Below are 24,023 nucleotides of genomic sequence, written 5' to 3'. Positions count from 1 at the left end.
TTTTGCGTATACATAAACGCCTCACAAGCGCTGCTTGCGAGGCGTTTTTTATTCACGGTTTATAAGGCACCTTGTTACTAGCCAAGATCTATGCACAGATACTTGGTTTCCAGATACTCCTCCAGCCCCTGGTGTCCGCCCTCACGCCCCAAACCGGAGGCTTTTACGCCGCCAAACGGCGCAGTGGCATTGGAAATAGCACCGGTATTGATTCCCACCATGCCATACTCAAGCGCTTCAGCAACGCGCCACACGCGGGCAAGGTCCCGCGAATAGAAGTAGGATGCCAGCCCATACTGGGTATCGTTGGCCATTTCAATCGCGGTTTCTTCGTCATCGAAGGGAAATACGGCCGCCAATGGGCCAAACGTCTCCTCCTGAGCCACTTTCATGTCTTCCGTGGCAAAGCTGATCAGCGTAGGCGTAAAGAAGTTGCCGCCTAAAGGATGCGGATGGCCCCCCAACAGCAGCTCGGCTCCTTTATCGATTGCATCCTGAACGTGCTCGCTCACCTTTTTAACCCCATTCTCATCAATCAGTGGGCCAATATTGTTGTTTGGCTGTGTACCATCACCCACGTGAAGCTCGCTGTGCATGGCAACCGCGAGTTTTTCACAGAAAGCATTGATCACACTGGACTGAACAAGAAAACGATTAGTGCAAATACAGGTCTGGCCGGCATTGCGGAACTTGGCCGCCATGGCACCTTCAACAGCGGCGTCCAGATCGGCATCTTCAAAGACGATAAACGGCGCATTACCGCCCAGCTCCAAGGATATTTTCTGAACATGCTCAGAGGCTTTCGCCATCAGTGTACGCCCCACTTCCGTGGAACCCGTAAAGGTAATCTTGCGCACCTTGGGCGACTGGGTTAAGGCTTCGGCAATATCGGAGGCGCTGCCCGGCACCACGTTAAACACACCCCGCGGTATACCCGCACGTTCGGCCAGAAACGCCAATGCTGTGGCCGAAAAAGGCGTTTGACTGGCAGGCTTGACAACGATAGTGCAACCCGCAGCCAGGGCAGCACCTGCCTTACGGGTAATCATTGCCGCTGGAAAATTCCAGGGCGTAATCGCCCCTACAACACCTACCGGCTGTTTAGTTACCAAAATGCGCTGGTTTGCCTTGGCCGCAGGTATGGTTTCACCATATATGCGCCGAGCCTCTTCGGCAAACCAACGTAAAAAGCTTGCCGCATAGGCAATTTCGCCCTCGGCTTCCTTAACCGGCTTGCCCTGCTCATAAGTCATCAGGAGGGCTAGATCATGCTGATGCTCGAGCATCAGGTCGTGCCACTTGAGCAGCAGATCGGCGCGCTCTTGTGCGGTAAGTGAGCGCCAGGCGGGCAAGGCGGCATCTGCGGCGTCAATGGCACGCTCGGTTTCAGCCTTGCCTAACCGGGGCATATCCCCCACCGGCTTGCCGGTGGCGGGATTAATAACGTTAATCTGCTCTCCACTGTCAGCTGCCACCCAACTGCCGTCAATATAGGCAAAGGGGCAATACAGCTGTGTCTCTTTCAGCGCTTCCATGACAGACTCCTGGCCAAATGATGGCCCTGTGGGCTCATATTTACGCTTTCATGCTAAGACGAAACGACGCATTTAACCAAGTGTTTGACCAACATCCTTGCCATGAAGGCAGAGCAGCGCGCTTAATTGATCAGCGTTAAAAACTCCTGGCGCGTTGCCGGATTTTCGCGGAAACCACCCAGCATGACGGATGATGTCATGCTTGAGTTCTGCTTCTCCACGCCACGCATCATCATGCACAGGTGGCGCGCCTCGATCACGACCGCTACCCCCTTGGCTCCGGTTACCTGTTGAACGGCATCGGCGATTTCACGCGTGAGGTTTTCCTGAATTTGCATTCGGCGAGCATACATATCAACAATACGCGCGAATTTTGAAAGCCCAAGCACCTTGCCATCAGGCAAGTAAGCGATATGGCACTTACCGATAAAAGGCAGCAGGTGATGCTCACACATGGAGTAAAGCTCAATGTTTTTTACCAGCACCATCTCATCGGTTTGCGACTCAAAAATCGCGCCATTAACAATTTCTTCAAGCGACTGCTGATAGCCTGCGTTTAAAAACTGCATGGCCTTGGCGGCACGTTTGGGCGTATCCCGCAGCCCCTCACGGTCCGGGTTTTCGCCAAGAGCAGTAATAATCTGGCGATAGTGCTGGGCGATGTCGTCGGTCATAGTAAGCCTCATTAAAACGGTGACAACGTGAACACAGGCTATTGGCTTTTTACAGCAACCCGGACGTACAAGTTGAACAACCTTATAAACAGTGCCTAAGCCTTTATTTCACAGATGGCATAACCAGCCAATAAAAGACTTATATAACGTTATGGAATTCTTTAAAACAATGGTTAAGAACATTTTAACGCACCTAAAGGCTTCGTGGCAGCGTTACTAACCCTTTTCAAACATTGAGTATCACGCCAGCCAAATAGGCCGCTCCAACTGTAAACACTGCTGCTCCAACTGGCGAATATGCTGGTCCCAATAACCGCTCTCTGCCATCCAAGGAAAAGCCCGAGGAAAGGCTGGGTCGTCCCAGCGAGAAACCAGCCAAGCGCTATGGCGAATCAGCCGATAGGCGCGTAACGGCTCAATCAAGGACATCTGTTCATGAGGAAACGCGAGCGACTCCTCATACCCTTCGCTGATTTCACTTAGCTGCGCCCTCCACCCATTCGGTTCATCGGTCGGCAGCAGCATCCAGACATCCTGAATGGCTGGCGCCATCAGGCAGTCATCAAAGTCAACCAGCGAAAACTGCTCATCGCGCCCCAGCACGTTACCCAGATGACAATCGCCGTGGCAACGAATTAGCGATGCTTTATCCAGCGTTTTAGAGGCCAGCAGGCACTGCAGCTTCTGAATCACTGATGCATAGGCGCGGCGCTGGAATTTATCCAACCACTGGCTTTCCAGCACACGCTGCTCGGCGTTTTCAATGCCGCTGGCAAGCTCCAGGCTCGCACGATGCGCAAACGTCTTACGGTGGGAAACCTTATGCAGCCGCCCCAGCACTTCGCCAAGCGCATACAGGTGTGCCGGATTATCCAGCTCCGGCGCCTGGCCTACATACTGAGGAAACAGCGCAAACCGAAACGCCTGATAATGATGCAGCGACTGGCCTTCTCCATTGCGCCAAGGCGACACCACCGGCACGCCCGCCTGCTCAAGCTCATGTAAAAAATCATGTTCTTCCTGAATGGCGGCATCCGTCCAACGCTCTGGGCGGTAGAACTTGATCACCCAGCGGCGCGAATCGTCATCACGAAACATCAGCACGCGATTTTCATAACTGTTAAGGGCAAAAGGCTCACCAGCCGGCCAGATATCAACTGACTCGGCAGCCGACATGACCATATCGGGTGAAAGTGCACTGAAAAGATGTGCCATTAACCACTCCTTAATAACCAAACGCCCATCTTATCAATTATTTCCCAGAGGCGTTCTCGCCACAGCCCACATATCAACACGCTCGGCACCCGATTGTCGGGCAACAGCTGCCAGCGCATTGCCGGTTGCTCCTGTCGTGACGACATCATCGATGAGGGTTATATGCGCCGGTAGCGGGCCAGTCAGGCTAAAAGCGCCGTGTAAATTGGCGACACGTTCGCGCCGATTCAAGGTACGTTGCGAGGCGGCCAACTTTTGGCATTTGGCACGTATAAGTGGCAGACCGGTGCGCCGGGATAATTGTTCTGCCAACCATTGGGCCTGATTAAATCCCCGTTCACGCGCTCTTTGCGGGTGCATGGGAACCGCCAATAATGCAGTGCCTAGCTGAGAAGGCATCTTGGTTAACATTAGCTCAGCCAGCAGCATGCCAGCCCGGGACGACGCATTGAATTTAAAGTCGTGCACCAGCTCTTTAATGGGTGACTGATAAAGCAAATTAGCTTGGGTGCATGTTAGTGCGGGTTCTTCGTTTAAGCAGCGCCCGCATAAACGCTGGGCTTTCTGGCTTACCGGCTCAGCACACTGTTCGCAACATTGGATATTCCAGGGTAATTCGGTGAAACAGGTACTGCACCAACCCTGCCCAAGCTGCGCGGGCGCTAAACAGAATGCGCAATACCCTGGCAGCGACTTGCGCAAGCGATGATGGGCTTGTTGCCATCCAGGCAATTCCCACATACGTCTCCCCCATGAGCGGATTTTACTGGCATGTTGCACAAAGCCATTGACATTTACCACTAAGTTGATAATATACGACTCGTCTTCTGCGGATGTGGTGGAATTGGTAGACACGCTAGATTTAGGTTCTAGTGCCGTAAGGTGTGGGAGTTCGAGTCTCCCCATCCGCACCAATTTTAGGCTTTATCTTTAAATTATTTACCTTCATATCAATCGGTCGGCATCTGCTTACCGATTTTTTTATGCCCGCAATTCATCAGCTGTTTCAAATAGCTGACTTTTCTCAATCTTTAAGCTACGTTAGCTACTTATCAATTGCCACTTTTCCTTGAGAAGGATCTCAACGATGGAATGGCTCAACGAGAACGCGCAAGCAATTTCTGCCATTGGCAGTATCCTTACCCTCTTTGTATGGATGTTCTACGCACAACTGCTTTATAACGGTTACGCACGCCAGCGGCGGCCACGAATTATCATCAATCGAGGCAAAGGTGTCGGCCTGGACGCACTTTGCCTGGTCAGCAACATGAGCAACGAAGCCATTTACATTCAGCACCTTGTCGCCGTACTTCACACCCCAGAGCGAAGCTATGAGCTCGATATTGTGGAATATCAACAGCAAGGCGATGAAGAAGACGAGGTTGCTTATCGCACGCATCAAGGACCGCTTGGCTCAGGTAATTACATCCATATTCAATCTTTTGCATCGATTCTGAAACGACTAACGGAGCATTGGGATATTAAGGATGACGTGATCAAACAACCTGACCTTCAGCTGGAAATACGCGTGATAGCTATTTATGGCTCAGAAGATATGCCTACCGGCGCTACGCGCAGTTTTTATATGAATTATCAGGCCGACCCCGTACGCCAACTAAGCCCCATTCACGCAGATACCCACCGCATGAACAGCCGACGTGATCGTAAGCGCGTGTTAAAGTGGGCAAAAGATATTGAAATACATAAAGCTCCTTAACCTAGCTTCGCATAATTTTAATAATTTATATTGGGATAACGATATGAGACAGCTCTTTGCGCTGGCCTGCCTGGGAACACTGACATTACTTGCGGTGCAAGCTAACGCCGAAGAAGAAGATAGTGACCTACCCGATTGGGCTGAAGAGCAAGTTGAGCCATTTCGTGCAAATGTTGGCAACTGGGTAGACAACACCTCACGCAATATTGACTCATTCTTTGGTGGAGAGCATTACGACAATTCTGTGAATAATGAGTCTTACCTACGCCTGGGGCAGGAAATCGACTGGATGGAAGGTGACGGTGTGGGAGGCGACGTTAGCGTCCGTTACCGAATTGATCTACCTACGACCGAGGAACGCTTGCGTTTAGTCATTGAAAGTGACCCCGAGGAGACCCAGGGAACATTGGCCGATCAAGGCTCTGGCCGCCTGTATAACGATCAGCGCAACCGCCGTAACTCTACCTTCGGTCTAGACTGGCTTGAAAGTCGTGACAAGCGTGAAAACTGGAGCAACCGCATCGGCGCTGGTGTTCGTCTACGCCTGCCGCTTGACCCTTATGTGCGCTTTACCAGCGAACGTTTGTGGGATATTGGCGATGGTCCATGGCAGCTTGAATCATTCAACCGGCTCTCCTGGTTCAACAATGAAGGTTACTCAGCGCGCACCGAATGGGACATTGGCCGCCCGCTTTCTGAAAACCGGCACCTGCGCTTTATCAGTACCGTTCAATGGCGGGAAGAGGAGGATACGCTTGAGTACAGCGAAATTGCTGAACTTAACCAACGTCTCAATAAGCGTAGCGCGCTGCGTTATTCAGTCATCGCTCTTGGCGAAAGCGTATCCAACCCGCGCATGACGAACTACTATCTCCAGACACGCTACCGTCGTGATATTCACAAAGGCATTTTATTTGCTGATGTCATTCCTGAACTTCACTTTCAACGCGAGGTTAGCTACGACCCACGCTGGGCAATGACGCTACGTCTTGAGATGTATTTCCAACGTGAAATTAATCGTGATTACTTCGGTTTTTAAAGACGGCTTCGGTTTTTAAAAAACAGCCAACGCGAGCTAGCGTTTTAACCTGGCTCGCCATATTAAACGCCCTGCTATCTCCTCTAGAGCCGCAAACCGCCATCGCATTCGATAATACGCGCACTGAAATAATCGTTATCGAAAATAAATGCGACGCTCTTGGCAATATCCCCAGGCTCCCCCAATCGCTCTAACGGTACGCTTTCTGCAATTCGCTCCAGCATATCCGGACGCATGGAGGCCGTCATGTCGGTAGTCACAAAACCGGGCGCTACCGTAACTGCATCGCCATCTCCTCTTGTGCTAGGTCTCGGTCACTTTTTTACAGGCCACTTGTGTTCTCTATTAACGGCCATATTGAATATCGCCTCCCATACAAACACGCGAACTCAAACTACTGATCTGCCGTTAAATTTATGAGCCGATACCAGCAGCCGCTTGTTTTTTTCATGTTTGTCACAATAATTAGCCATTACGCCTGTTATGGAGCCCGTCATGCCTATTCTGATATTTATTTCTATATTTACCCTGCTCGACTTCATACTGCTTTTTTCAATAGGGAGTCAAATAGGCTTACTCACTACGCTACTACTTGTACTGGCTACCGGCGTGATTGGTCTACACCTTATTCGCAAAGAAGGTGTCTCCACTTTCGCCCGTGCCCGCCAGCGCATGAAGGCAGGTGAAATCCCCTCTCAGGAACTGCTAACCGGTGCGGCACTTATCTTTGGCGGCGCCTTGCTGATGGCGCCCGGGTTTCTATCCGACCTGTTAGGCATTGCCTGTCTGTTGCCCAGTGCACGACAACTTCTCTACAAAGCGTTGATTTGGCTTGGCCTGAAAACCGGTGCCAATGCCCAGCCAGGTACTCATGGAAGCACCCGCTACCGGCAAGGGGCTCACTATCAACAAAGCAATCAGGCCAAGCCGGGCACTAATACTGATGATGAAGCCATTGAAGGTGATTTCATCAGTCGGGATGACACACCAAGGCGTCATTGATGCTGGCTAGTCTTTAAAATCGAACAAAAAAAACATTTTTTCACGCCCACCCCCTTGAAAGGGTTTATAAAGCCCCCACTTTTTGAACCAGCATACAGGCTCGGTGGCAGCTGTTAGGTTGCCACCATTAACAACGAAGGTAATAACCTTCATTTCTCGCGGCAATGCCCTCGAGAACCTTGTTTTAGCTATCAGCCCATTTTTGGGCCTTGACGATACTCAGGAGAACGTGAGCATGAAAATCCGTCCTTTGCACGATCGCGTCGTAATCCGCCGCGTGGAAGAAGAACAGAAAACAGCCGGTGGCATCGTGCTTCCAGGCAATGCACAAGAAAAGCCCACGCGCGGCGAAGTTCTTGCAGTAGGTAACGGTCGCATTCTCGATAACGGTGAAGTTCGTCCGTTAGACGTTAAAGTGGGCGACAACGTGATTTTCAAAGATGGATTCGGCGTTGAGAAGCAAAAAATCGACGGCGAAGAAGTATTGATCATGAGCGAATCCGACATTCTGGCGGTCGTTGAAGGCTAATTAGCGCCTCAATCATTTACTTTCACCTTTTATAATTCGATTTTAGGAAGTAACGAACATGTCAGCTAAACAAGTTAAGTTTTCCGATGATGCCCGTAAACGCATGGCGCGTGGCGTTGACGTTCTGGCCAACGCGGTAAAAGTTACGCTGGGTCCGAAAGGCCGCAACGTTGTGCTCGACAAATCATTTGGCGCTCCAACCGTAACCAAAGACGGTGTATCGGTTGCCAAAGAGATCGAACTGAAAGACAAGTTCGAGAACATGGGCGCCCAAATGGTGAAAGAAGTTGCTTCTAAAACTTCTGACGCCGCAGGTGACGGTACCACTACCGCTACCGTACTGGCTCAAGCCATTGTTGCAGAAGGCCTGAAAGGCGTAACTGCTGGCATGAACCCGATGGATCTTAAGCGCGGCATCGACCAAGCGGTTACCGCAGCGGTTAAAGAAATCCAGGCAATGTCTGTGCCCTGCACCGACACCAAGTCTATCGCCCAGGTAGGTACTATTTCTGCCAACGGCGACAAGCGCATTGGTGAAATCATCGCAGAAGCGATGGAGAAAGTCGGTAAAGAAGGCGTTATCACTGTCGATGAAGGCCGTGGCTTTGAAGACGAGCTGGAAGTGGTTGAAGGTATGCAGTTCGACCGCGGCTACCTCTCGCCCTACTTCGTAACCAACCAGGATACCATGACGGTTGAACTGGAAGATCCTTACATCCTGCTCGTGGACAAGAAGATCTCCAACATCCGTGAACTGTTGCCGGTACTGGAAGCTGTTGCCAAACAGGGCAAACCGCTTGCCATCATCGCTGAAGATATCGAAGGCGAAGCGCTGGCGACTCTGGTCGTCAACAACATGCGCGGTATCGTGAAAGTAGCCGCCGCCAAGGCGCCAGGTTTCGGCGACCGTCGTAAAGCGATGTTGCAGGATATCGCCATCCTGACCAACGGTACCGTTATCTCCGAAGAAGTTGGCCTGACGCTTGAGCAAGCGAACCTGGATCACCTGGGTAACGCCAAGCGCATGACCATGTCGAAAGAAAACACCACCATCATCGATGGCGCCGGTGTAGAAAACGACATCGAAGCACGCGTTAACCAGATCCGCGCGCAAATCGAAGAAACCTCTTCTGATTACGACAAAGAGAAGCTGCAAGAGCGGGTTGCCAAACTGGCAGGCGGTGTTGCCGTTATCCGCGTCGGTGCAGCTACCGAAGTAGAGATGAAAGAGAAGAAAGCACGCGTTGAAGACGCGCTGCACTCTACTCGCGCAGCAGTTGAAGAAGGCGTTGTACCTGGCGGCGGTACCGCCCTGGTTCGCGTAATGGCCAAAGTACAAGGCCTGACTGGCGATAACGAAGATCAGAACCACGGTATCAACATGGCGTTGCGCGCTATGCAGTCACCGCTGCGTCAGATCGTTACCAACGCCGGTGAAGAAGCAGCCGTGGTTATCAACCGTGTTAAAGACGGCGAAGGTAACTTCGGCTACAACGCCCAGACGGGTGAGTACGGCGACCTGTTCGAAATGGGTGTTCTGGACCCGGCAAAAGTAACCCGCACTGCTCTGCAGTCTGCTGGTTCCGTTGCTGGCCTGATGATCACCACCGAGTGCATGATCGCTGACGATCCGGAAGAGAAAGAAGCCGCACCGGATATGGGTGGCATGGGCGGAATGGGTGGCATGGGCGGCATGATGTAAAGCTCCCTGAGCCTATCGCTCTGACGTTTAACGTCTTCAAAGACCCCGCCTTGTGCGGGGTCTTTGTCGTTTAAGGACTGAATGCGGATAGCGTGTCACCCACGCCTTTAGTTGTGAAGCGTGCTACCATTCACGCCCTGAATAAGCCGCTTTTAGGTCGTCATTACCGTGCTTTCCAATATTCGTATCGTGCTCGTGCAAACCTTTCACCCTGGCAATATTGGTGCGGCTGCACGTGCCATGAAAACCATGGGGCTAACTAACCTGGTACTGGTTAACCCTCGCTGCTTTCCCGACGAAGAGGCCACCCGATTAGCAGCCGGAGCCACCGATGTTTTAGAAAACGCACGAGTGGTTACCTCGCTTGAAGACGCCGTTCAGGACTGCGTACAGGTGGTCGGCGCAAGCGCCAGATTGCGTAGCCTGCCACTGCCCCATTTTGATGAGCCGGATGAAATGGTCCAGCAGGTCATCTTGAATGCGACAGACGCACCGGTTGCGCTTGTCTTTGGCCGTGAGCGCTCAGGCCTGACTAATGATGAAATTCGCTGCTGCACGCATCAGGTGAGTATTCCAGCCAATCCTGAATACGGCATTCTGAATCTTTCCCAAGCGGTTCAGATTCTGGCTTACGAGACCCATCGGGCCTGGCGTCAACACGATGAAAATGACTTTACCTACCAGCGCCCTCTGGAAGCCACCCCACCCACTCGCGAGCAGTTCATACACTTTCAGGATCATTTAAGCCGCCTGATGCAGCAAAGTGGCTTTCTAACCCAGCCACACGCGCGTACCGAAGAGCAGCTCCAGGCACTTTTCGCCCGTGCCCAGCCAAGCCGTAAAGAACTCTCTTTACTGCGTGGGCTGCTCAGTGCCTTCGAGGCTCACTTACCCAGGCAATGATTTCAAACAAAAAAGGCAGCCAACGGCTGCCTTTTGAGTACCTACGCCTCATCAGAGCGTCATTGCCGCTAACCAACCAAAGGCAATCAAGGGAAGGTTATAGTGCAGGAATGTGGGCACAACGCTGTCCCAGATATGATCGTGCTGCCCATCCACGTTAAGGCCAGCAGTTGGGCCAAGTGTCGAGTCAGACGCTGGCGACCCCGCATCTCCTAAAGCCGCCGCCGTACCTACCAGCACAACGGTCGCCATGGGCGAGAACCCGAATTGAACCGCCAGCGGAACGAAGATGGCGGCAATAATTGGAATAGTTGAAAACGAAGAACCAATACCCAGGGTAATAAACAGCCCCACCAACAGCATGACTAGCGCAGCAACACCGCGGTTATCGCCGAATATCTCAAAGGCACCCGTTACCAGCGCATCAATATCGCCCGTGGCTTTCATGACTTCTGCAAATCCTGCTGCTGAAATCATGATAAAGCCGATCAGCGCCATCATACGCATGCCGCTGGTAAACAGATCATCGGCTTCACGCCATTTAAAGATACCGCCCATCGAGAGCAAACCAATCCCGACCAGACCACCCAGAATCATCGAACCACTGTAGAGCTGCAACCCCAATGCTGCCACAATCGCCACGCCGGACATGACAAGTCCGAGCATATGCGGCTTGGCAGGCGTATGCGTATGCTGGGCGTGGCTTGTGACCAGATCCTTGCTGGCATACTCGCGCCGCCCGCGATAGCTGAATAGCAGCGCCACGACAAGACCGACCGCCATGCCACCCACCGGAATGGCCATGGCCATGGGCACCATGTTACGCGTAATCTCCAGGCCCAGCGGCTGGCCTGCGCTATTCAAATTAGCTAACAGGATATCGTTAAGGAAAATCGCCCCAAAGCCTACGGGTAATAGCATATAGGGTGCAGTCAAACCGAAGGTTAGCGCGCAGGCTACCGCCCGACGATCCAGCTGTAGTCGGTTCATTACGATCAATAGCGGGGGAATTAATACGGGAATAAACGCAATATGCACGGGAATGGCGTTTTGCGAGGAAATAGCCACCAGCAATACAGCGCCAAGCAGCAACATTTTAACCCGCGCCTGATGCATCTGAGTGGCCTCTTGTCCCAGCAGAGTAATCAGACGATTTGCCAGCATATCTGGCAATCCAGAGCGAGAAATTGCCACGGCGAAAGCACCCAGAGTGGCATAAGCCAGTGCGACTTGAGCGCCCCCGCCTACACCGTTATTGAACGCTTCCAACGTCTGATCCAGAGACAACCCGCCGACCAGCCCCCCTACCAACGCACCTACGACCAGCGCAAATACAACCGATACGCGTAAAAGTGACAGCACTACCATGACGAGCACTGCAAGAATGACTGCATTCATGAACATTTCCAGAGCGGTTAAAGGTAATTAGCGTTTGTAGGAAAAGCAGCCGAATTTCATGCCGCGTATAAAACGCCTGCTTTTTCATACAAGCCCTAAAAAGCGAAGGGGGCAAATTTTAGCAGATAGCGCCTATAAAAAGCGCCTACCCAGTCATTTATGCGCTTAAGTGCTTCTGCATGCGAAGCTGCTACTTTAGTCACACCGCTATTGCTGCTCTGCAGCATACTGCCTAGTATCAAAAACGGCCTATTTCTAATAAGGCTAATTTATTCGCTACCTGGGAGCTGGTATGGGCACATTAGCGATTATTATTTCCCTGATGTTACTGATGTTTTTGGCTTACCGGGGTATTTCGGTACTTTTACTTGCCCCTCTGATGGCCTCACTTGCCGTACTGCTATCCGGCGACGGGGCGTTTTTACTGCCCATTTACACCGACACATTCATGCAAGCGCTGGGAAACTACATTATCCAATTTTTCCCACTATTCTTACTCGGCGCCTTGTTTGGTCAGCTTATGGCGGACTCCGGTGCGGCGCAGTCCATTGCCAACGGTATCGTTGACAAATTGGGTACCCACCATGTGGTACTAACCGTGGTGCTCGCCTGTGCGGTACTGACCTATGGCGGCGTATCGCTATTCGTGGTGGCCTTTGCGATCTACCCCATAAGCCGCGAGCTATTTCACCGCGCCAATGTGCCCAAGCGACTAATACCAGCCAGCATCGCTCTGGGCTCGTTTACCTTTACCATGACCGCCTTGCCCGGCACACCCGCCATTCAGAACGCCATTCCTATCCCCTTTTTTGAAACCAACAGCTTCGCCGCTCCGGGCCTTGGCATCATCGCAGGGATGATTATGCTAGTGCTGGGTACGCTGTATATACAGTCTCGCGTTCGAAAAGCGGCGGCCCAGAACGAAGGCTACGGTCGTCATACGCAAAATGAAGTAGGGAACGAGAAACCCGAGACTAATACTGCCAACAGCAGCATGCCGCTGCTGTTGGCACTGATTCCTTTGTTACTCGTTATCGGCCTAAACGCCCTGTTTACCTACGGTATCTTTCCAGCGCTGGATCTGGGGTTTATTGATGAGGCTTTTGAAAATGTATCGCCCGATGGCCAAACCGGTCTTTGGGCGATTCTGATTGCGCTTTTAAGCGCATCGGCATGGTTAATGATTACGCGCTGGAGGCAGTGGCAGGATTTAAAAGACACCGTTAACAAAGGGGTATTGGGTTCACTGCTGCCGATTTTTAATACCGCATCAGAGGTAGGTTACGGCGCCGTGATCGCAAGCCTTGCCGGGTTTACCATTATCCGTGACGCGGTACTCAACGTTTCACCCAACAATCCTTTGATTTCTGAAGCGCTCGCCATGAGCGTCCTGGCGGGTATTACCGGATCATCCTCAGGCGGGCTTTCTATCGCCCTGCAAACCTTGGGCAGCGAGTATCTAGCCATGGCTCAAGAAGTAGGCATTGACCCTGAGCTTATGCACCGGGTAGCGTCACTTGCTGCAGGCGGGATGGATACCCTCCCCCACTCCGGCGCGGTTATTACTCTATTGGCCATTTGTGGCCTTACTCATCGTCAGTCTTACGCAAACGTGGCTATGGTGACGATTGTGCTGCCCATTGGCGCGCTGATCAGCGTAATTACCCTAGGCACCCTGTTTGGCAGTTTCTGAAGACAATTAAAAAATTCCTGCACGAGATCAAGCTTCACATGGTGCATAAGGAGTACGCTTAATCTCCCCCTTGCTTGCAGGGCGTTACTTTGGGCGAACGACGCATGGAAATAGCCTTATCACTTGTACGCCAAATGCGGGATAGCCTGCGCGACCTTACCCCGGTGGTACTGGTTATGGCGTTCTTCCAACTGGCCGTGATTCGCCAGCCGCTTCCGCCAACGCTTGACGTGATAGATATGGTGATCGGTCTTGTAGGTGTCGTCGTTGGGCTTGCTCTGTTTATCAAAGGGCTCGCGCTGGGCCTGTTTCCCGTGGGAGAAAATCTGGCCCGCGCCTTTGTTATTAAAGGCTCGCCTGTCTGGTTACTGCTATTTGCCTTTGCGCTGGGTTTTGGCTCAACCGTTGCAGAACCCGCACTTATTGCAGTCGCCGGCCGGGCCGCCAGCGTGGCTGTTGAAGGCGGCCTTATTCGTCATACCGATACCGCTCAGCTGGCGTTTGCCTTTACCTTGCGCATGGTAGTCGCCGTATCGGTGGGTAGTGCGGTCGTGGTAGGCGTACTGCGTATCCTCAAAGGCTGGCCGTTGCATCTGATGATTATCATCGGCTATGTCATTGTGTTGCTTCTCACCTTGATAACACCGGCAGCAATGGTCGGCATCGCCTATGACTCAGGAGGTGTAACCACCTCGACTATTACCGTGCCGCTGGTAACCGCGCTGGGTGTGGGACTCGCCTCTGCCATTAAAGGCCGCAACCCGATGCTCGATGGTTTTGGCCTGATCGCGTTTGCCTCTGTCATGCCCATCATCTTTGTGCTGCTGTTCGGCAGCATCGGCTTACCACTGTTATCAGCGGTAGCCTTATGAATTATCTAGCGACCTTCTGGCGCACTCTGCTAGATATACTACCCATTGTGACGATTATTTTTGGCTTTCAGTATCTGGTAATACGCAAACCCGTTAAACGCCTAGCACAAGTCCTGATAGGCTTTTTAATGGTCTGGGTGGGTTTATCACTGTTTCTGGTCGGCCTTGAACAAGCACTTTTCCCTATGGGTGAATTGATGGCCTCTCAATTGACTGCCTCTCAATTTCTGCCTGAACTTGCCGAAGGCACGCAACGCCACTGGCGTGATTATTACTGGGTTTATCTATTTGCCTTTACCATGGGAGCCAGCACCACGCTTGCAGAACCCTCCTTGGTTGCGGTATCGATCAAAGCAGGCGAAATATCCGGCGGAACCATCAACCCGCTCATGCTGCGTATTGCTGTCGCCTTGGGCATGGCACTGGGTATCACGCTAGGCACCTGGCGAATCGTGATGGGCTGGCCGCTGCATTGGTTTATCTTTACCGCCTATTTGCTGGTCATTGTTCAGACACTGCGCTCACCACGTAGCATCGTGCCGTTAGCGTTTGATTCCGGCGGCGTTACCACCTCAACCATTACCGTACCCATTATTGTGGCACTAGGCTTGGGCCTGGCCTCCGCTATTCCAGGACGAAGCCCTTTAATGGACGGATTTGGCATGATTGCCCTGGCCTGCCTATTTCCGATCATTAGCGTAATGGGCTATGCCCAGATAGCTCAGTGGCTTGGCACCCGCTACTCTTTAGCCAACAAACATAAACAGCGCTAGCAAGCATCCATGGGAGGTCGTCATGCGCTTTAAATTAATAGTGGCACTGGTTGAAAATGAAAGAACGGATACGCTTCTGGAAGCTGCCCGCCAGGCAGGAGCGACGGGGTCGACGGTGATAAATAATGCCCGCGGCGAGGGGTTGGAAAAAGCCCGCGGCATCTTTGGCATGGAGATCACGGCCCAGCGGGACATGTTACTTTTTCTGGCTGAAGAACATATCAGCCGCCACATCCTGGAAGCGCTGGCCCGCGTGGGCGAATTTGATGAAACGCCAGGCACGGGAATCGCCTTTCAGCTGGATGTCGAGGACGCCGTGGGCGTCAAGCACCAGATAGAATCGCTGATAAGCACTCCCCGGGCTGACTAGCCCTCATCCCATTTTCCTGCGACGCCACTGCTGCAGTATCAGTCCCTGCCTGGGCGAAAAAAGCAGTGCCATGATAAAGAAACCAAAAGCGACCAGCACAATGGCGCCACCTGAGGCCACGTTAAACACCACCGATAGCCACAGGCCGATGACTGCCGAACATACGCCAACCGAGACCGAAATAAAAAGCATAACCTTGAACCGATCTGTCAGCAGATGAGCCGTTGCCCCTGGCGTAATCAGCATCGCTACTACCAGGATAATACCGACGGTTTCCAGGCTGGCCACAATAGTCAGGGTAAGCAGAAGAATAAGGCCGTAATGAATAATCTGGGTATTGAAACCTAGTGCCTGCGCCTGCTGCGGATCAAAGGCGTATAACAGTAGCGGTCGATAAGCGAGCCACACCGCTAAAATGGCAATGATGCTGGCAACGAAAGTAAGCATCAGCGCAGAGTGCTTAACGCCTAACACGTTGCCAAACAGAATATGCATCAGGTGCGTGCTTGAAGCCAGCTTACTGATAATGACTACGCCAAGGGCAAAGGAGGCGGTAAACATCAGCCCCATGGCGGCATCAGATTTAATACGCGTATTTCTTTCGATCGCCCCGATACCTACCGATGTCAGCGCCCCGGTAATAAATGCGCCCACAAAAAACGGCCAGCCCAGCAGATAGGCAATCGCCACACCGGGCAATACAGCGTGGGAAATGGCATCACCCAACAGTGACCAGCGTTTCAACACCACATAGCAGGAAAGCATGCCACAGATAGCACCAACCAACACCGAGGTAAGCAGTGCACGCTGCATGAAAGCGTACTGAAAGGCATCTGAAACGCTGCTCGGCAGCAGGTTAACCACGGTCATCAACGCTGCAATCAATCCGCTTACCAATGCATCGCTGAATGATTCAATTATCAACATACTATCAACCACGTTGGTTATCCCTGCTCAGGGCTAAAGGAAGCCGCCGGCACTGTTTGGCGATCTGTTGTCGTCTGTTCAATCGAACTGACGGCAAGCTCGGCCAGCTTTGTTTCGCTCAACATGTCCTCCGGCGTGCCGGTACCGCGGACAAAGCGGTTAATCAATACCACGTGATCAACGTAGCGGCGCGCGCCCGGCATGTCGTGAGTAACCATAATGACGGTTTTACCCGCCTCACGCTCGCGGCGAAGCACCGCCAGAATAAGCTTTTCACTAGGCGGATCCACTCCCGCTAACGGCTCATCAAGTAACAGGATGCTGGCTTGTTGGGCGAGCGCCCGCGCAAGCAGCACGCGCTTTTTCTGCCCTCCGGAAAGCGCGCCGATAGGCCGCTCTGCATGGGCGAGCATATCCACCGCTATCAACGCTTTCTCTACGGCTTCAGTATGACGGACGTGGTGCCAGCGAGCAGGTAATAATCGGCGCCACAACACATCATCACGCATATGCCCGTAGCGCCCCCCCATGACGGTATCCCACACCGATACGGGAAAATCCCATTCGATGGCTTCGCGCTGGGCCATATAGGCAATCTGCCCTGCCCGCCGGAGCTTGACGATAGGCTCGCCAAACGCGCTTATACTGCCTCTGAGCGCCTTCATGCTGCCGGTTAACACGTGAAATAGTGTCGACTTTCCGGCACCGTTCGGGCCCACAATAGCCGTCCATTTTCCTGCGGGAAATGTCAGGTGAATATTTTCCAGCACAGTTTGGCGCTGGTAGGCAGCGTAAAGCCCCTGCACTTCAATAGCCGCCACTTGATGGGACATGTCTGTGTTCATGATGACTACTCGGCTGCCAAGGAGCGGCGCAGCAGCTCAGCGTTATGCCTTTGCATCGCAAAATAGTCGCCCGCTTCGCCGTCAGGCTCGCTTAGAGAATCGACATACAACGGTCCCGCCACTGGGATACCTGTATCTTCGGCAAGGCTTGTGACATAACGGTCTGAGATTGTGCTTTCCCAGAAAAGAGCCGCCGGCTGGCGCTCATTGATCATATCGATAACACGCATCAACTGACGCGGCGAGCCCTCGGTTTCAGCGTTGTTTCCCCAGATACCGTCATGTTCAAAATCATAGGCATCTGAAAAATAGAGAAATGCCGCCTCGCTGGAAAGCAGCACACGGCGCTCCTTGGGAATATCGCCAAGGGTTTCCTGTAGCTCTACGTGAAGCGCCTCAAGCTCCGCTTCAACACTGTCAGCTCTGGCTTGGATGTTGCCCGCCTGTTCTGGCAACAGTATCTCAAGCTCATTGGCAATCACTTGTACGTAGGCAATGGCCGCTCGCGGGTCTGTCCATAGATGCGGATCAACATCGCCCTGCAGCTCACCAATGCCAATATGCTGAGTAGGATATTTAGAAGCTTCTGCAACGGGCACTAGAGACACGTTGTCTTGGGTAGTCGCTTCTACTTGGCGCATCCACTGCTCTAACTGGTAGCCGTTATAAAACACGATGTCGGCATTTTCGAGATCAGCGAAATTCTCAGGCGTCAGTTCCCACTCATGAACCTCTGCATTCACCGGAGTCAGAACAGAAACGCGGGCATCATCACCCGCCACGCGCTCCACCAGATCGCCCAATACGGAAAAGGTAGCCACCACATTAATCGGTGGCGACAAAGGTTCAGCATGTGCGGCAGTCACACTGCCCATGGCAGCAATCAGTAAGCCTTTTTTCAACCATGCCTTTCGATGGCTCATGACCGTACTCCATAAAGGGTCGCTTTATACATAACTCTAGCTCAACAAAAAAGCATTGTGCAAATAGTTTAGCCTTGGCTAACAATTATGCCGGAAAATGCGCTACCATCCCAATTAGGGTTTCCATGCACCTTGATATAGTTTGCTAATGAGTAATCGCGACCAGTCCCTACCCCATACCGTTAGTGGTACTAGCAATAGCGGCGATGCGTTACCACCGATTGGTGAGCATGTCCGCCAATACGAAACCGTGCGTAATGCTCACGAAACCGAGCTGATTGAAGACTATGTTGAGCTGATTGGTGACTTGATCCAGCACCGAGGGGAGGCGCGAGCGGCCGATATCGCCAGCCGTATGGGCGTAAGTCAGGCAACGGTTTCCAAGATGATTCGCCGTTTAAACGAATTGGGGCTAGTTACCAGCAAGCCCTACCGCTCTCTGTTCTTGACTGAAGAGGGGCAAAAAATGGCGGAAGTTTCACGGGCTCGCCACGATATCGTACTGCACTTTTTACGTGCGCTGGGTGTAAATGATCACACAGCACGCATTGATGCCGAAGGTATGGAACACCATGTCAGCAATGAAACCCTCTCCATCATGCAGCGCTTTATCGACCAGCAAACCCAGCGTTAACGGCCAGTCTTCTGTGCCTGTATTTAGCTACATGCGCTAAGCCGGTTGACCTGGGTCACCCTACCGTTCCAGATCATTTCCAGATGAGTTGTCTGGACCACATCCTGCACTTGCTTGGGAGTCATTAGCGCCCAGCACGTGGCCTGGGGTTCACGTACAGAATGATAGCGCAGCCCGGTTGAACGCGCTTTTCTGACCGACCATCCAAGCGCTCTACCGTGGCGGTAATCGTCAGGCGCATAGATAGGATGTGAACGCTTGAGTACCTTGGCATCCCGACAGCTACGCTCGTCAAATACGCACTTTAAGCCTCGAAAAACGAAGCGCTCAAAATGTAGGCCCGGCACGTTCTGCCAATATGCCTGCTGGTGGTACTTTACTTCAGCAATAGCTGTCGTCATGGCATCCGCTACGTACAGCACGCCAAAGCTACCATCACTGAAGCGTGACCCATCCGGATTGATATGGGTAAATGGCGCTACCGCGTATGAACAGCCGCGAATGCCAAAGGGAATTTCCCCGACTGGCAATAGGGCTAGGTTGCCTATCTCATTTTGCAGGCGAGGGTTGGTTAATGCTTGCAGCGCATGTAATGCGGTAAATTCATCCTCATCGGCCACATCATCAAACAGATCAATCGGTGGAAACTTGCTATTAATCAGCCGATAGCCTGTGACGGAGCAAGCCGAAAGTTCCGGTAGTGTTTCTAGTTCTACCATTGGGCGCCCCGCAAGCTATCAATGCGCTTAAACGTTTCATAAAGCGCGGCGAAATCACCGCTACTCATGACTTCAAGCGGAGTGCGGCCATTAAAATAGGGGTTATAATTTTCCATCGAGACAAACCCATAAAGGTTGTCCGGGTTTTCAAACAGCATGCGCAGCGCTGCGTGAATATTCAGCAGGTAGCTGATGCGTGCCAGCTGGTCGCTATCCAGCTTTATCTCGCCAATATCCCCACGACGCGCCCGTGCATACGTGCTATGTGATACCCGTAATATGGCCTCACCCTGCTCGCCGCTGGCCTGCCATTTATCCAGAATACGCACGGCAGCTTTTAAGCCAATAGCGGCGGCGGCCTTGTTCTGCGTAATCATGTTTGCTGTTTGCATAACAACTCCAACGGCTATATCTACAAATACTAGATTACTAAAAAAGTATCTGCAAATACATATTAAGCAGCAGGCCGTTATCGCTCAATTTAGGGCGCTTTAACCACAGCGTCCTACTTAACCCATAGCCCCTATTCACTGTATAAAAAAAAGCCCCATCCCCGCTATAAGCAGGCATGAGGCGTTGGCAATAGTTAAAACTAAAACGCTTTGGGGAACATCATTTGAGGTAAGTACAAGAACACATCAGGGAGGAGAATAAGCGCCAGGATCACCAGCATAATCAACCCTACCAGCGGCAACACAGCCATAAATGCTCGGGGCATGGAGACTTCGCCAATCTGCGTGGCAATCAAAAGACATATGCCGTAAGGCGGGGTAATCAAACCAAGCGTCAGCGACAGGATAACTACCAGTGCCATATGGATCTGGTTGATATCGGCGGCATTACAAATACCCTGAATAATGGGCAGGAAAATAATAACCGCCGTGACAGGACTAAGTACCGTACCAATCACCAGCATGAAGAACATCACCATCAGCATGATGCCTACCCGGTGGTCGGTGACCGACAGGATAAAGTTAGCTACATCCTGAGCGATGCCCAGATAAGAAATCAGCCACCCCATAATACCTGCCGAAGCAACCGCAAACATGGGCAATGAAAAAGAGACAACTGATTCCGCCAAAATGGAGGGCAGCTTGCGAAACCGAATTGCTCGATAAAAAACAAAGGCAAGTAACAGGCCCACCAGCACTGCCACCGAAGCCGCTTCTGTCGCAGTAAACACGCCTGTGGTAATACCGCCAAGCACGACCAAGGGCAATGCCATGGGCGGCGCTGCCGTTACTGCCGTACGCCCCATCTGCTTGAAGGAAAACTTGCCCGTCGCTTTAATATTTTCCCGCTTAGCAATGTAGTACACGTAGACCATTTGCATAAGCCCAACTAGCACGCCGGGCAATACGCCGCCCAAAAACAGCGCACCCACGGAAACATTACCAAAAGCCCCGTAAATCACCATCAGGATAGAAGGTGGAATAATGCCTCCCAAAACCGATGAGGCGGCCGTCAGAGCAACCGCAAAAGGCGCAGGATACCCGGACTTTTTCATCGCTGGGATCAAAACGGCGCCCACGCTTGCGGTGTCGGCGGCGGCAGAGCCTGAGAGGCTGGCGAACATCATCGAGACCATTACGTTGATATGCCCCAGCCCGCCGCGAATATGGCCCACCGTACTATCGGCAAACTTCAACAGCCGATCGGTAATCCCGCCATCATTCATCAGCCGCCCCAACAGAAGGAAAAACGGGACGGCCAAAAGCGGGAATGAATTAATGCTGGCAAACATCTGGTTGGCAACCGATGTCAGCGACAGTCCCATTTCAAGAATAGTAATAATCGATGCCAGGCCAATTGCGAAGGCAATAGGCACACTCAATGCGATAAGCAGTAAAAAGCTGCCAATCAGAATAATCAGTGGGCTCATGAACCTTTTGCCTCTTTGGTTGGCTTGACCTTGTTGCTTTTAAATAGCACTGCAATATCATCGAGGATGGTTTCAATGGAAAACAGCACCATCGCGACCCCAGCCACAGGTAAAGCGGCAAAGATATAGGCCATGGGTGTTCCTAATGCGACTGAGCGGCGGTTCCAGCCCATATCCACCAGTACGTTGCCATGCACCACCAGTACATAGATCAAAGGTAGACAGGCGACACTGCCAAACAGACGCAAGATACGCTGGGTGACGACAAACTGGGGAGGAAAAATATCGATCACATAATGCTTACGCTTACGTAAGGCAACCGCCGCACCTATAAATACTGCCCAGATAAAACAGGCCATTGCCACTTCATCTGTCCAAGAGACAGAAATTTTCAGGTAATTGCGCGCTACCACTTGATAAAGAACGGTCAGAATAAAGGCAGCAAACAGGGAACCTGCCAACACCAGCAGGATTTTTTCAATTACATCATTAATTTTCCGCATGCATCTGTCCTTTCATGGGCATGCGCCGCGTCTTGTATACAAGACGCGGCGCATCACCAACGCCTTTATAGGCTGCGGATAGTTTCAAGCAGGTCAGTCAAACCGCGCTCTTCAGCAAATTTCTCATGCAGCGGAACTACCTGATCGATAAACGCCTGTTTATCGACTTCGGTCACGGTGACACCCAGGTCTTCAAACTGCTGAATGAACTCAGCGTCGTACTCGACCCCTTTTTCGGTGCCATGTTCGCCCGCATGGCGTGCGGCTTCCTGAATGATGGCCTGGTCTTCTTCAGAGAACCGGTTGAAACGGTTTTCGCTGATCGAAATATGGCTCATCATGATCTGGTGTTCAGTTTTGGCATGGAAAGGCGCAACTTCATACAAACGACTGGAAAGATAGCCGCTGATAGTACTTTCAAAGGCGCCTACAACGCCGGTTTGCAGGCCGGTATAGATTTCGGTCCAGGGAAGCGACGTGGTTAAAGCTCCGGCCGTTTGCCACATTTCGGCATCCAGGCGCGAGCCTGTCACGCGCATCTTGACACCTTTCAGATCCGAAGGCTTATCCACCGGGCCTGTGTTAGTGCTCAGGTTGCGCGTACCACCACCGGTCAAGCTCAGAAGCTTAAGCCCAACTCCGGCCTCGGTCATGGCGTTATCAAAGTAGCTATATACCGCTGAATCGACCGCTGTCGCTGCCCGGAACTCATCCATATCTTCAAACAGGTAGTTCAGGCTGAAAATTTCAAAATCGGGCACATAGGGAGAGATATTCATCACTCCACCAATAATCATATCGGTCGTGCCGATCCGGATTTCATCGACCATGGTCTGGTCATTGCCCAGCTGGCCACCCGGAAAAATCTGCACAGTAATACGATTATCGGTCGCTTCCTCCACTTCTGCCTTAAACGCTTCTGCAGCGTCAAGCCATGGATGGGGGGCACTAACCACGGTACCCAGACGCAGAGTTTCTGCCATGGCAGGGGATGCCATCAACATGGAAACAGCACTTACCAGCGCAAGACGGGGGAATAGGGTTTTAGTCATGAGGAGTCCTATAAAATGTGCCAATGTTTTTTTTAGTTTTCAGCTAGGTATTAGAAACCGGTTCGCCCAAGGTATGCATCAGCCGGTTTGCCCATCCAAACAAGGTGGTTGAAAGCGTTAAATCAAGAATTTCCTGATCATCAAGCCCTACCTCACGCAAGCTTTGGATATCACTTTGTGCCACATTAGGCGGACACTCGGACAAGCGCATCGCAAACTTCAAAATAGCCCGTATGCGAGGTGCCAGGTCCGCTTCCTTGCCGCGCAGGAAGATATCCTGCATGACCTTTTCATCACCCACGATTTGGTTATAACGCTGGGCATGGACGGCCGCGCAGTATATACACCGGTTCACCACTGAGGCGGCTACCGCCCCCAACTCACGCTCATCCCGGGAAAGCCCTCCCTTGTCGTACATGATGCCGTTAAACAGCGAGGTACGGATACGCAACGACTCAGGGTCGTGGGCCAATACCAGCACGTAATCAGAAATTTTGGTATTGGATGGCGTCTCTTTTAACGCTTCGCGCTGAGCCGGTGTCGCATTATCAAAATCGATCGGAGTGATATGCGGGCGCCAAGTAGGCACGCGTGTGGTGAATTTATGAATAACCCGACTCATTTGGCGTCTCCCATTACGCTAAGTACGGCGGCCACGCGCAGCTGATAGTTCACAAAGGCAACCAACCCTGCCAGACGCACAATATCGTCTTCTTTAATACCTGCTTCACTCAGTGCATGAATGTCCGCTTTCGTGGCATCGCGAGGGCTTTGAGTCACCAGGTCAACATACTCCACCATAGCGTAAAGGCGCTTTTCGGACGCGGGCGGCTTGTTACCAGGCTCAGCAAGCTGATACGGGTCGGCCTCACAGCCATAACCTGCCAACAATTCAGCGTAGTGCTGAGTCAGGCCTGCCTGCTGGCAAATACGCGCCATGCGGCATGCCAGCGCGGCACGCACATTGGCAGGTACCTGACCTTCATCACTGGGTAGCAACGCAGCTTCGTAAGAAGCCTGGGTCAAGTCCATCAACTTGCTGCGCACAGCTAGGGCCTCTGCCAGCGGGCCAGTGCTGGGCACATTGGCGGCTTTTTCTATTATGTTCGTCATCAT

General features: G+C 52.1%; 26 protein-coding genes, 1 tRNA gene and 1 pseudogene. 12 read left to right on the top strand and 16 right to left on the bottom strand.

The window, feature by feature from the left end; genetic code table 11:
* Window positions 1–77: 77 nt before the first annotated feature.
* The 4 genes from ELY38_RS09870 to ELY38_RS09855 form a co-directional block, all read right to left on the bottom strand.
* On the bottom strand, window positions 78–1,535 hold the full coding sequence (locus ELY38_RS09870; RefSeq protein WP_127061795.1) for an NAD-dependent succinate-semialdehyde dehydrogenase: 1,458 nt from the start codon (window positions 1,533–1,535) through the stop codon (window positions 78–80).
* A 122-nt stretch (window positions 1,536–1,657) separates the two neighbouring features.
* Window positions 1,658–2,209: a GTP cyclohydrolase I FolE gene (gene folE, locus ELY38_RS09865; protein ID WP_127061793.1), complete on the bottom strand. Its 552-nt coding sequence runs from the start codon at window positions 2,207–2,209 to the stop codon at window positions 1,658–1,660.
* Window positions 2,210–2,449: 240 nt separating this feature from the next.
* The gene (locus ELY38_RS09860; protein ID WP_127061791.1) at window positions 2,450–3,424 is read right to left on the bottom strand and encodes a serine/threonine protein kinase; all 975 of its coding nucleotides are present in this window, start codon (window positions 3,422–3,424) and stop codon (window positions 2,450–2,452) included.
* A 33-nt stretch (window positions 3,425–3,457) separates the two neighbouring features.
* A complete protein-coding gene (locus tag ELY38_RS09855) occupies window positions 3,458–4,165 on the bottom strand; it encodes a ComF family protein (protein WP_222845141.1) in 708 nt (235 codons plus the stop codon).
* A gap of 88 nt (window positions 4,166–4,253) precedes the next feature.
* Here ELY38_RS09855 and ELY38_RS09850 point away from each other — a divergent pair.
* The 3 genes from ELY38_RS09850 to ELY38_RS09840 all read left to right on the top strand — a co-directional run bounded on the left by ELY38_RS09850 (window position 4,254) and on the right by ELY38_RS09840 (window position 6,180).
* Window positions 4,254–4,338, top strand: a tRNA-Leu gene (locus ELY38_RS09850).
* Between the two features lie 173 nt (window positions 4,339–4,511).
* Entirely contained in the window at window positions 4,512–5,141 is a 630-nt protein-coding gene (locus tag ELY38_RS09845) for a hypothetical protein (RefSeq protein WP_127061789.1), read from the top strand.
* A gap of 43 nt (window positions 5,142–5,184) precedes the next feature.
* Entirely contained in the window at window positions 5,185–6,180 is a 996-nt protein-coding gene (locus ELY38_RS09840) for a hypothetical protein (RefSeq protein WP_127061787.1), read from the top strand.
* A gap of 83 nt (window positions 6,181–6,263) precedes the next feature.
* Here the strand turns inward: ELY38_RS09840 and ELY38_RS09835 are convergent.
* Window positions 6,264–6,458: pseudogene (locus ELY38_RS09835) on the bottom strand (SDR family oxidoreductase); the annotation flags it as partial.
* A gap of 217 nt (window positions 6,459–6,675) precedes the next feature.
* Here ELY38_RS09835 and ELY38_RS09830 point away from each other — a divergent pair.
* The 4 genes from ELY38_RS09830 to ELY38_RS09815 all read left to right on the top strand — a co-directional run bounded on the left by ELY38_RS09830 (window position 6,676) and on the right by ELY38_RS09815 (window position 10,316).
* Window positions 6,676–7,182 (top strand): FxsA family protein, encoded by a 507-nt coding sequence (locus ELY38_RS09830; protein WP_127061785.1) that lies wholly within the window; start codon window positions 6,676–6,678, stop codon window positions 7,180–7,182.
* Between the two features lie 235 nt (window positions 7,183–7,417).
* Window positions 7,418–7,711 (top strand): co-chaperone GroES, encoded by a 294-nt coding sequence (locus tag ELY38_RS09825; protein ID WP_127061783.1) that lies wholly within the window; start codon window positions 7,418–7,420, stop codon window positions 7,709–7,711.
* 58 nt (window positions 7,712–7,769) lie between these two features.
* The gene (groL, locus tag ELY38_RS09820) at window positions 7,770–9,413 is read left to right on the top strand and encodes a chaperonin GroEL (RefSeq protein ID WP_127061781.1); all 1,644 of its coding nucleotides are present in this window, start codon (window positions 7,770–7,772) and stop codon (window positions 9,411–9,413) included.
* 168 nt (window positions 9,414–9,581) lie between these two features.
* On the top strand, window positions 9,582–10,316 hold the full coding sequence (locus ELY38_RS09815; protein ID WP_127061779.1) for an RNA methyltransferase: 735 nt from the start codon (window positions 9,582–9,584) through the stop codon (window positions 10,314–10,316).
* 51 nt (window positions 10,317–10,367) lie between these two features.
* Here ELY38_RS09815 and ELY38_RS09810 read toward each other — a convergent pair whose 3' ends face one another.
* A complete protein-coding gene (locus ELY38_RS09810) occupies window positions 10,368–11,714 on the bottom strand; it encodes a Na+/H+ antiporter family protein (protein WP_127061777.1) in 1,347 nt (448 codons plus the stop codon).
* 292 nt (window positions 11,715–12,006) lie between these two features.
* On the opposite strand from ELY38_RS09810, the gene ELY38_RS09805 reads away from it, so the two are divergent.
* The 4 genes from ELY38_RS09805 to ELY38_RS09790 all read left to right on the top strand — a co-directional run bounded on the left by ELY38_RS09805 (window position 12,007) and on the right by ELY38_RS09790 (window position 15,422).
* Entirely contained in the window at window positions 12,007–13,407 is a 1,401-nt protein-coding gene (locus ELY38_RS09805; protein ID WP_127061775.1) for a GntP family permease, read from the top strand.
* Between the two features lie 104 nt (window positions 13,408–13,511).
* A complete protein-coding gene (locus ELY38_RS09800; RefSeq protein WP_127061773.1) occupies window positions 13,512–14,279 on the top strand; it encodes a DUF1538 domain-containing protein in 768 nt (255 codons plus the stop codon).
* A complete protein-coding gene (locus ELY38_RS09795) occupies window positions 14,276–15,052 on the top strand; it encodes a DUF1538 domain-containing protein (protein WP_127061771.1) in 777 nt (258 codons plus the stop codon). The genes ELY38_RS09800 and ELY38_RS09795 overlap by 4 nt, the downstream gene beginning before the upstream one ends.
* A 22-nt stretch (window positions 15,053–15,074) precedes the next feature.
* Window positions 15,075–15,422: a P-II family nitrogen regulator gene (locus ELY38_RS09790; protein WP_127061769.1), complete on the top strand. Its 348-nt coding sequence runs from the start codon at window positions 15,075–15,077 to the stop codon at window positions 15,420–15,422.
* Window positions 15,423–15,425: 3 nt separating this feature from the next.
* On the opposite strand, the gene ELY38_RS09785 is transcribed toward ELY38_RS09790, so the two are convergent.
* From ELY38_RS09785 to ELY38_RS09775, 3 genes are read right to left on the bottom strand one after another with little or no spacing between them, the layout of a single operon-like run.
* A complete protein-coding gene (locus ELY38_RS09785; RefSeq protein ID WP_127061970.1) occupies window positions 15,426–16,349 on the bottom strand; it encodes a metal ABC transporter permease in 924 nt (307 codons plus the stop codon).
* A 17-nt stretch (window positions 16,350–16,366) separates the two neighbouring features.
* Window positions 16,367–17,182 (bottom strand): metal ABC transporter ATP-binding protein, encoded by an 816-nt coding sequence (locus tag ELY38_RS09780; RefSeq protein ID WP_246009117.1) that lies wholly within the window; start codon window positions 17,180–17,182, stop codon window positions 16,367–16,369.
* Window positions 17,183–17,199: 17 nt separating this feature from the next.
* Entirely contained in the window at window positions 17,200–18,117 is a 918-nt protein-coding gene (locus ELY38_RS09775) for a metal ABC transporter substrate-binding protein (RefSeq protein ID WP_127061765.1), read from the bottom strand.
* Window positions 18,118–18,265: 148 nt separating this feature from the next.
* Here ELY38_RS09775 and mntR point away from each other — a divergent pair, with 148 nt between their 5' ends.
* Window positions 18,266–18,751: a manganese-binding transcriptional regulator MntR gene (gene mntR / locus ELY38_RS09770; protein WP_127061763.1), complete on the top strand. Its 486-nt coding sequence runs from the start codon at window positions 18,266–18,268 to the stop codon at window positions 18,749–18,751.
* A 23-nt stretch (window positions 18,752–18,774) separates the two neighbouring features.
* Here mntR and ELY38_RS09765 read toward each other — a convergent pair whose 3' ends face one another.
* The 7 genes from ELY38_RS09765 to ELY38_RS09735 all read right to left on the bottom strand — a co-directional run bounded on the left by ELY38_RS09765 (window position 18,775) and on the right by ELY38_RS09735 (window position 24,020).
* Window positions 18,775–19,470 carry an RES family NAD+ phosphorylase gene (locus tag ELY38_RS09765; RefSeq protein WP_127061761.1) on the bottom strand — a complete coding sequence of 232 codons (696 nt, stop codon included), beginning with the start codon at window positions 19,468–19,470 and terminating at the stop codon, window positions 18,775–18,777.
* On the bottom strand, window positions 19,464–19,862 hold the full coding sequence (locus ELY38_RS09760; RefSeq protein ID WP_127061759.1) for an antitoxin Xre-like helix-turn-helix domain-containing protein: 399 nt from the start codon (window positions 19,860–19,862) through the stop codon (window positions 19,464–19,466). Before ELY38_RS09760 ends, ELY38_RS09765 begins: the two co-directional genes overlap by 7 nt.
* Window positions 19,863–20,062: 200 nt before the next feature.
* Window positions 20,063–21,352: a TRAP transporter large permease gene (locus ELY38_RS09755; RefSeq protein WP_127061757.1), complete on the bottom strand. Its 1,290-nt coding sequence runs from the start codon at window positions 21,350–21,352 to the stop codon at window positions 20,063–20,065.
* On the bottom strand, window positions 21,349–21,855 hold the full coding sequence (locus tag ELY38_RS09750; protein ID WP_127061755.1) for a TRAP transporter small permease: 507 nt from the start codon (window positions 21,853–21,855) through the stop codon (window positions 21,349–21,351). Before ELY38_RS09750 ends, ELY38_RS09755 begins: the two co-directional genes overlap by 4 nt.
* A gap of 65 nt (window positions 21,856–21,920) precedes the next feature.
* Window positions 21,921–22,907 (bottom strand): TRAP transporter substrate-binding protein, encoded by a 987-nt coding sequence (locus ELY38_RS09745; protein WP_127061753.1) that lies wholly within the window; start codon window positions 22,905–22,907, stop codon window positions 21,921–21,923.
* Between the two features lie 43 nt (window positions 22,908–22,950).
* Window positions 22,951–23,529 (bottom strand): peroxidase-related enzyme, encoded by a 579-nt coding sequence (locus ELY38_RS09740; RefSeq protein ID WP_127061751.1) that lies wholly within the window; start codon window positions 23,527–23,529, stop codon window positions 22,951–22,953.
* Window positions 23,526–24,020: a CMD domain-containing protein gene (locus tag ELY38_RS09735; protein WP_127061749.1), complete on the bottom strand. Its 495-nt coding sequence runs from the start codon at window positions 24,018–24,020 to the stop codon at window positions 23,526–23,528. The genes ELY38_RS09740 and ELY38_RS09735 overlap by 4 nt, the downstream gene beginning before the upstream one ends.
* Between the last annotated feature and the right edge of the window lie 3 nt (window positions 24,021–24,023).

It is taken from the genome of Vreelandella nanhaiensis (assembly GCF_003990185.1).
Taxonomy (GTDB): domain Bacteria; phylum Pseudomonadota; class Gammaproteobacteria; order Pseudomonadales; family Halomonadaceae; genus Vreelandella; species Vreelandella nanhaiensis.
The sequence above is the reverse complement of the archived record's forward strand: the minus strand, read 5'-3'. Positions and strand labels throughout refer to the sequence as shown.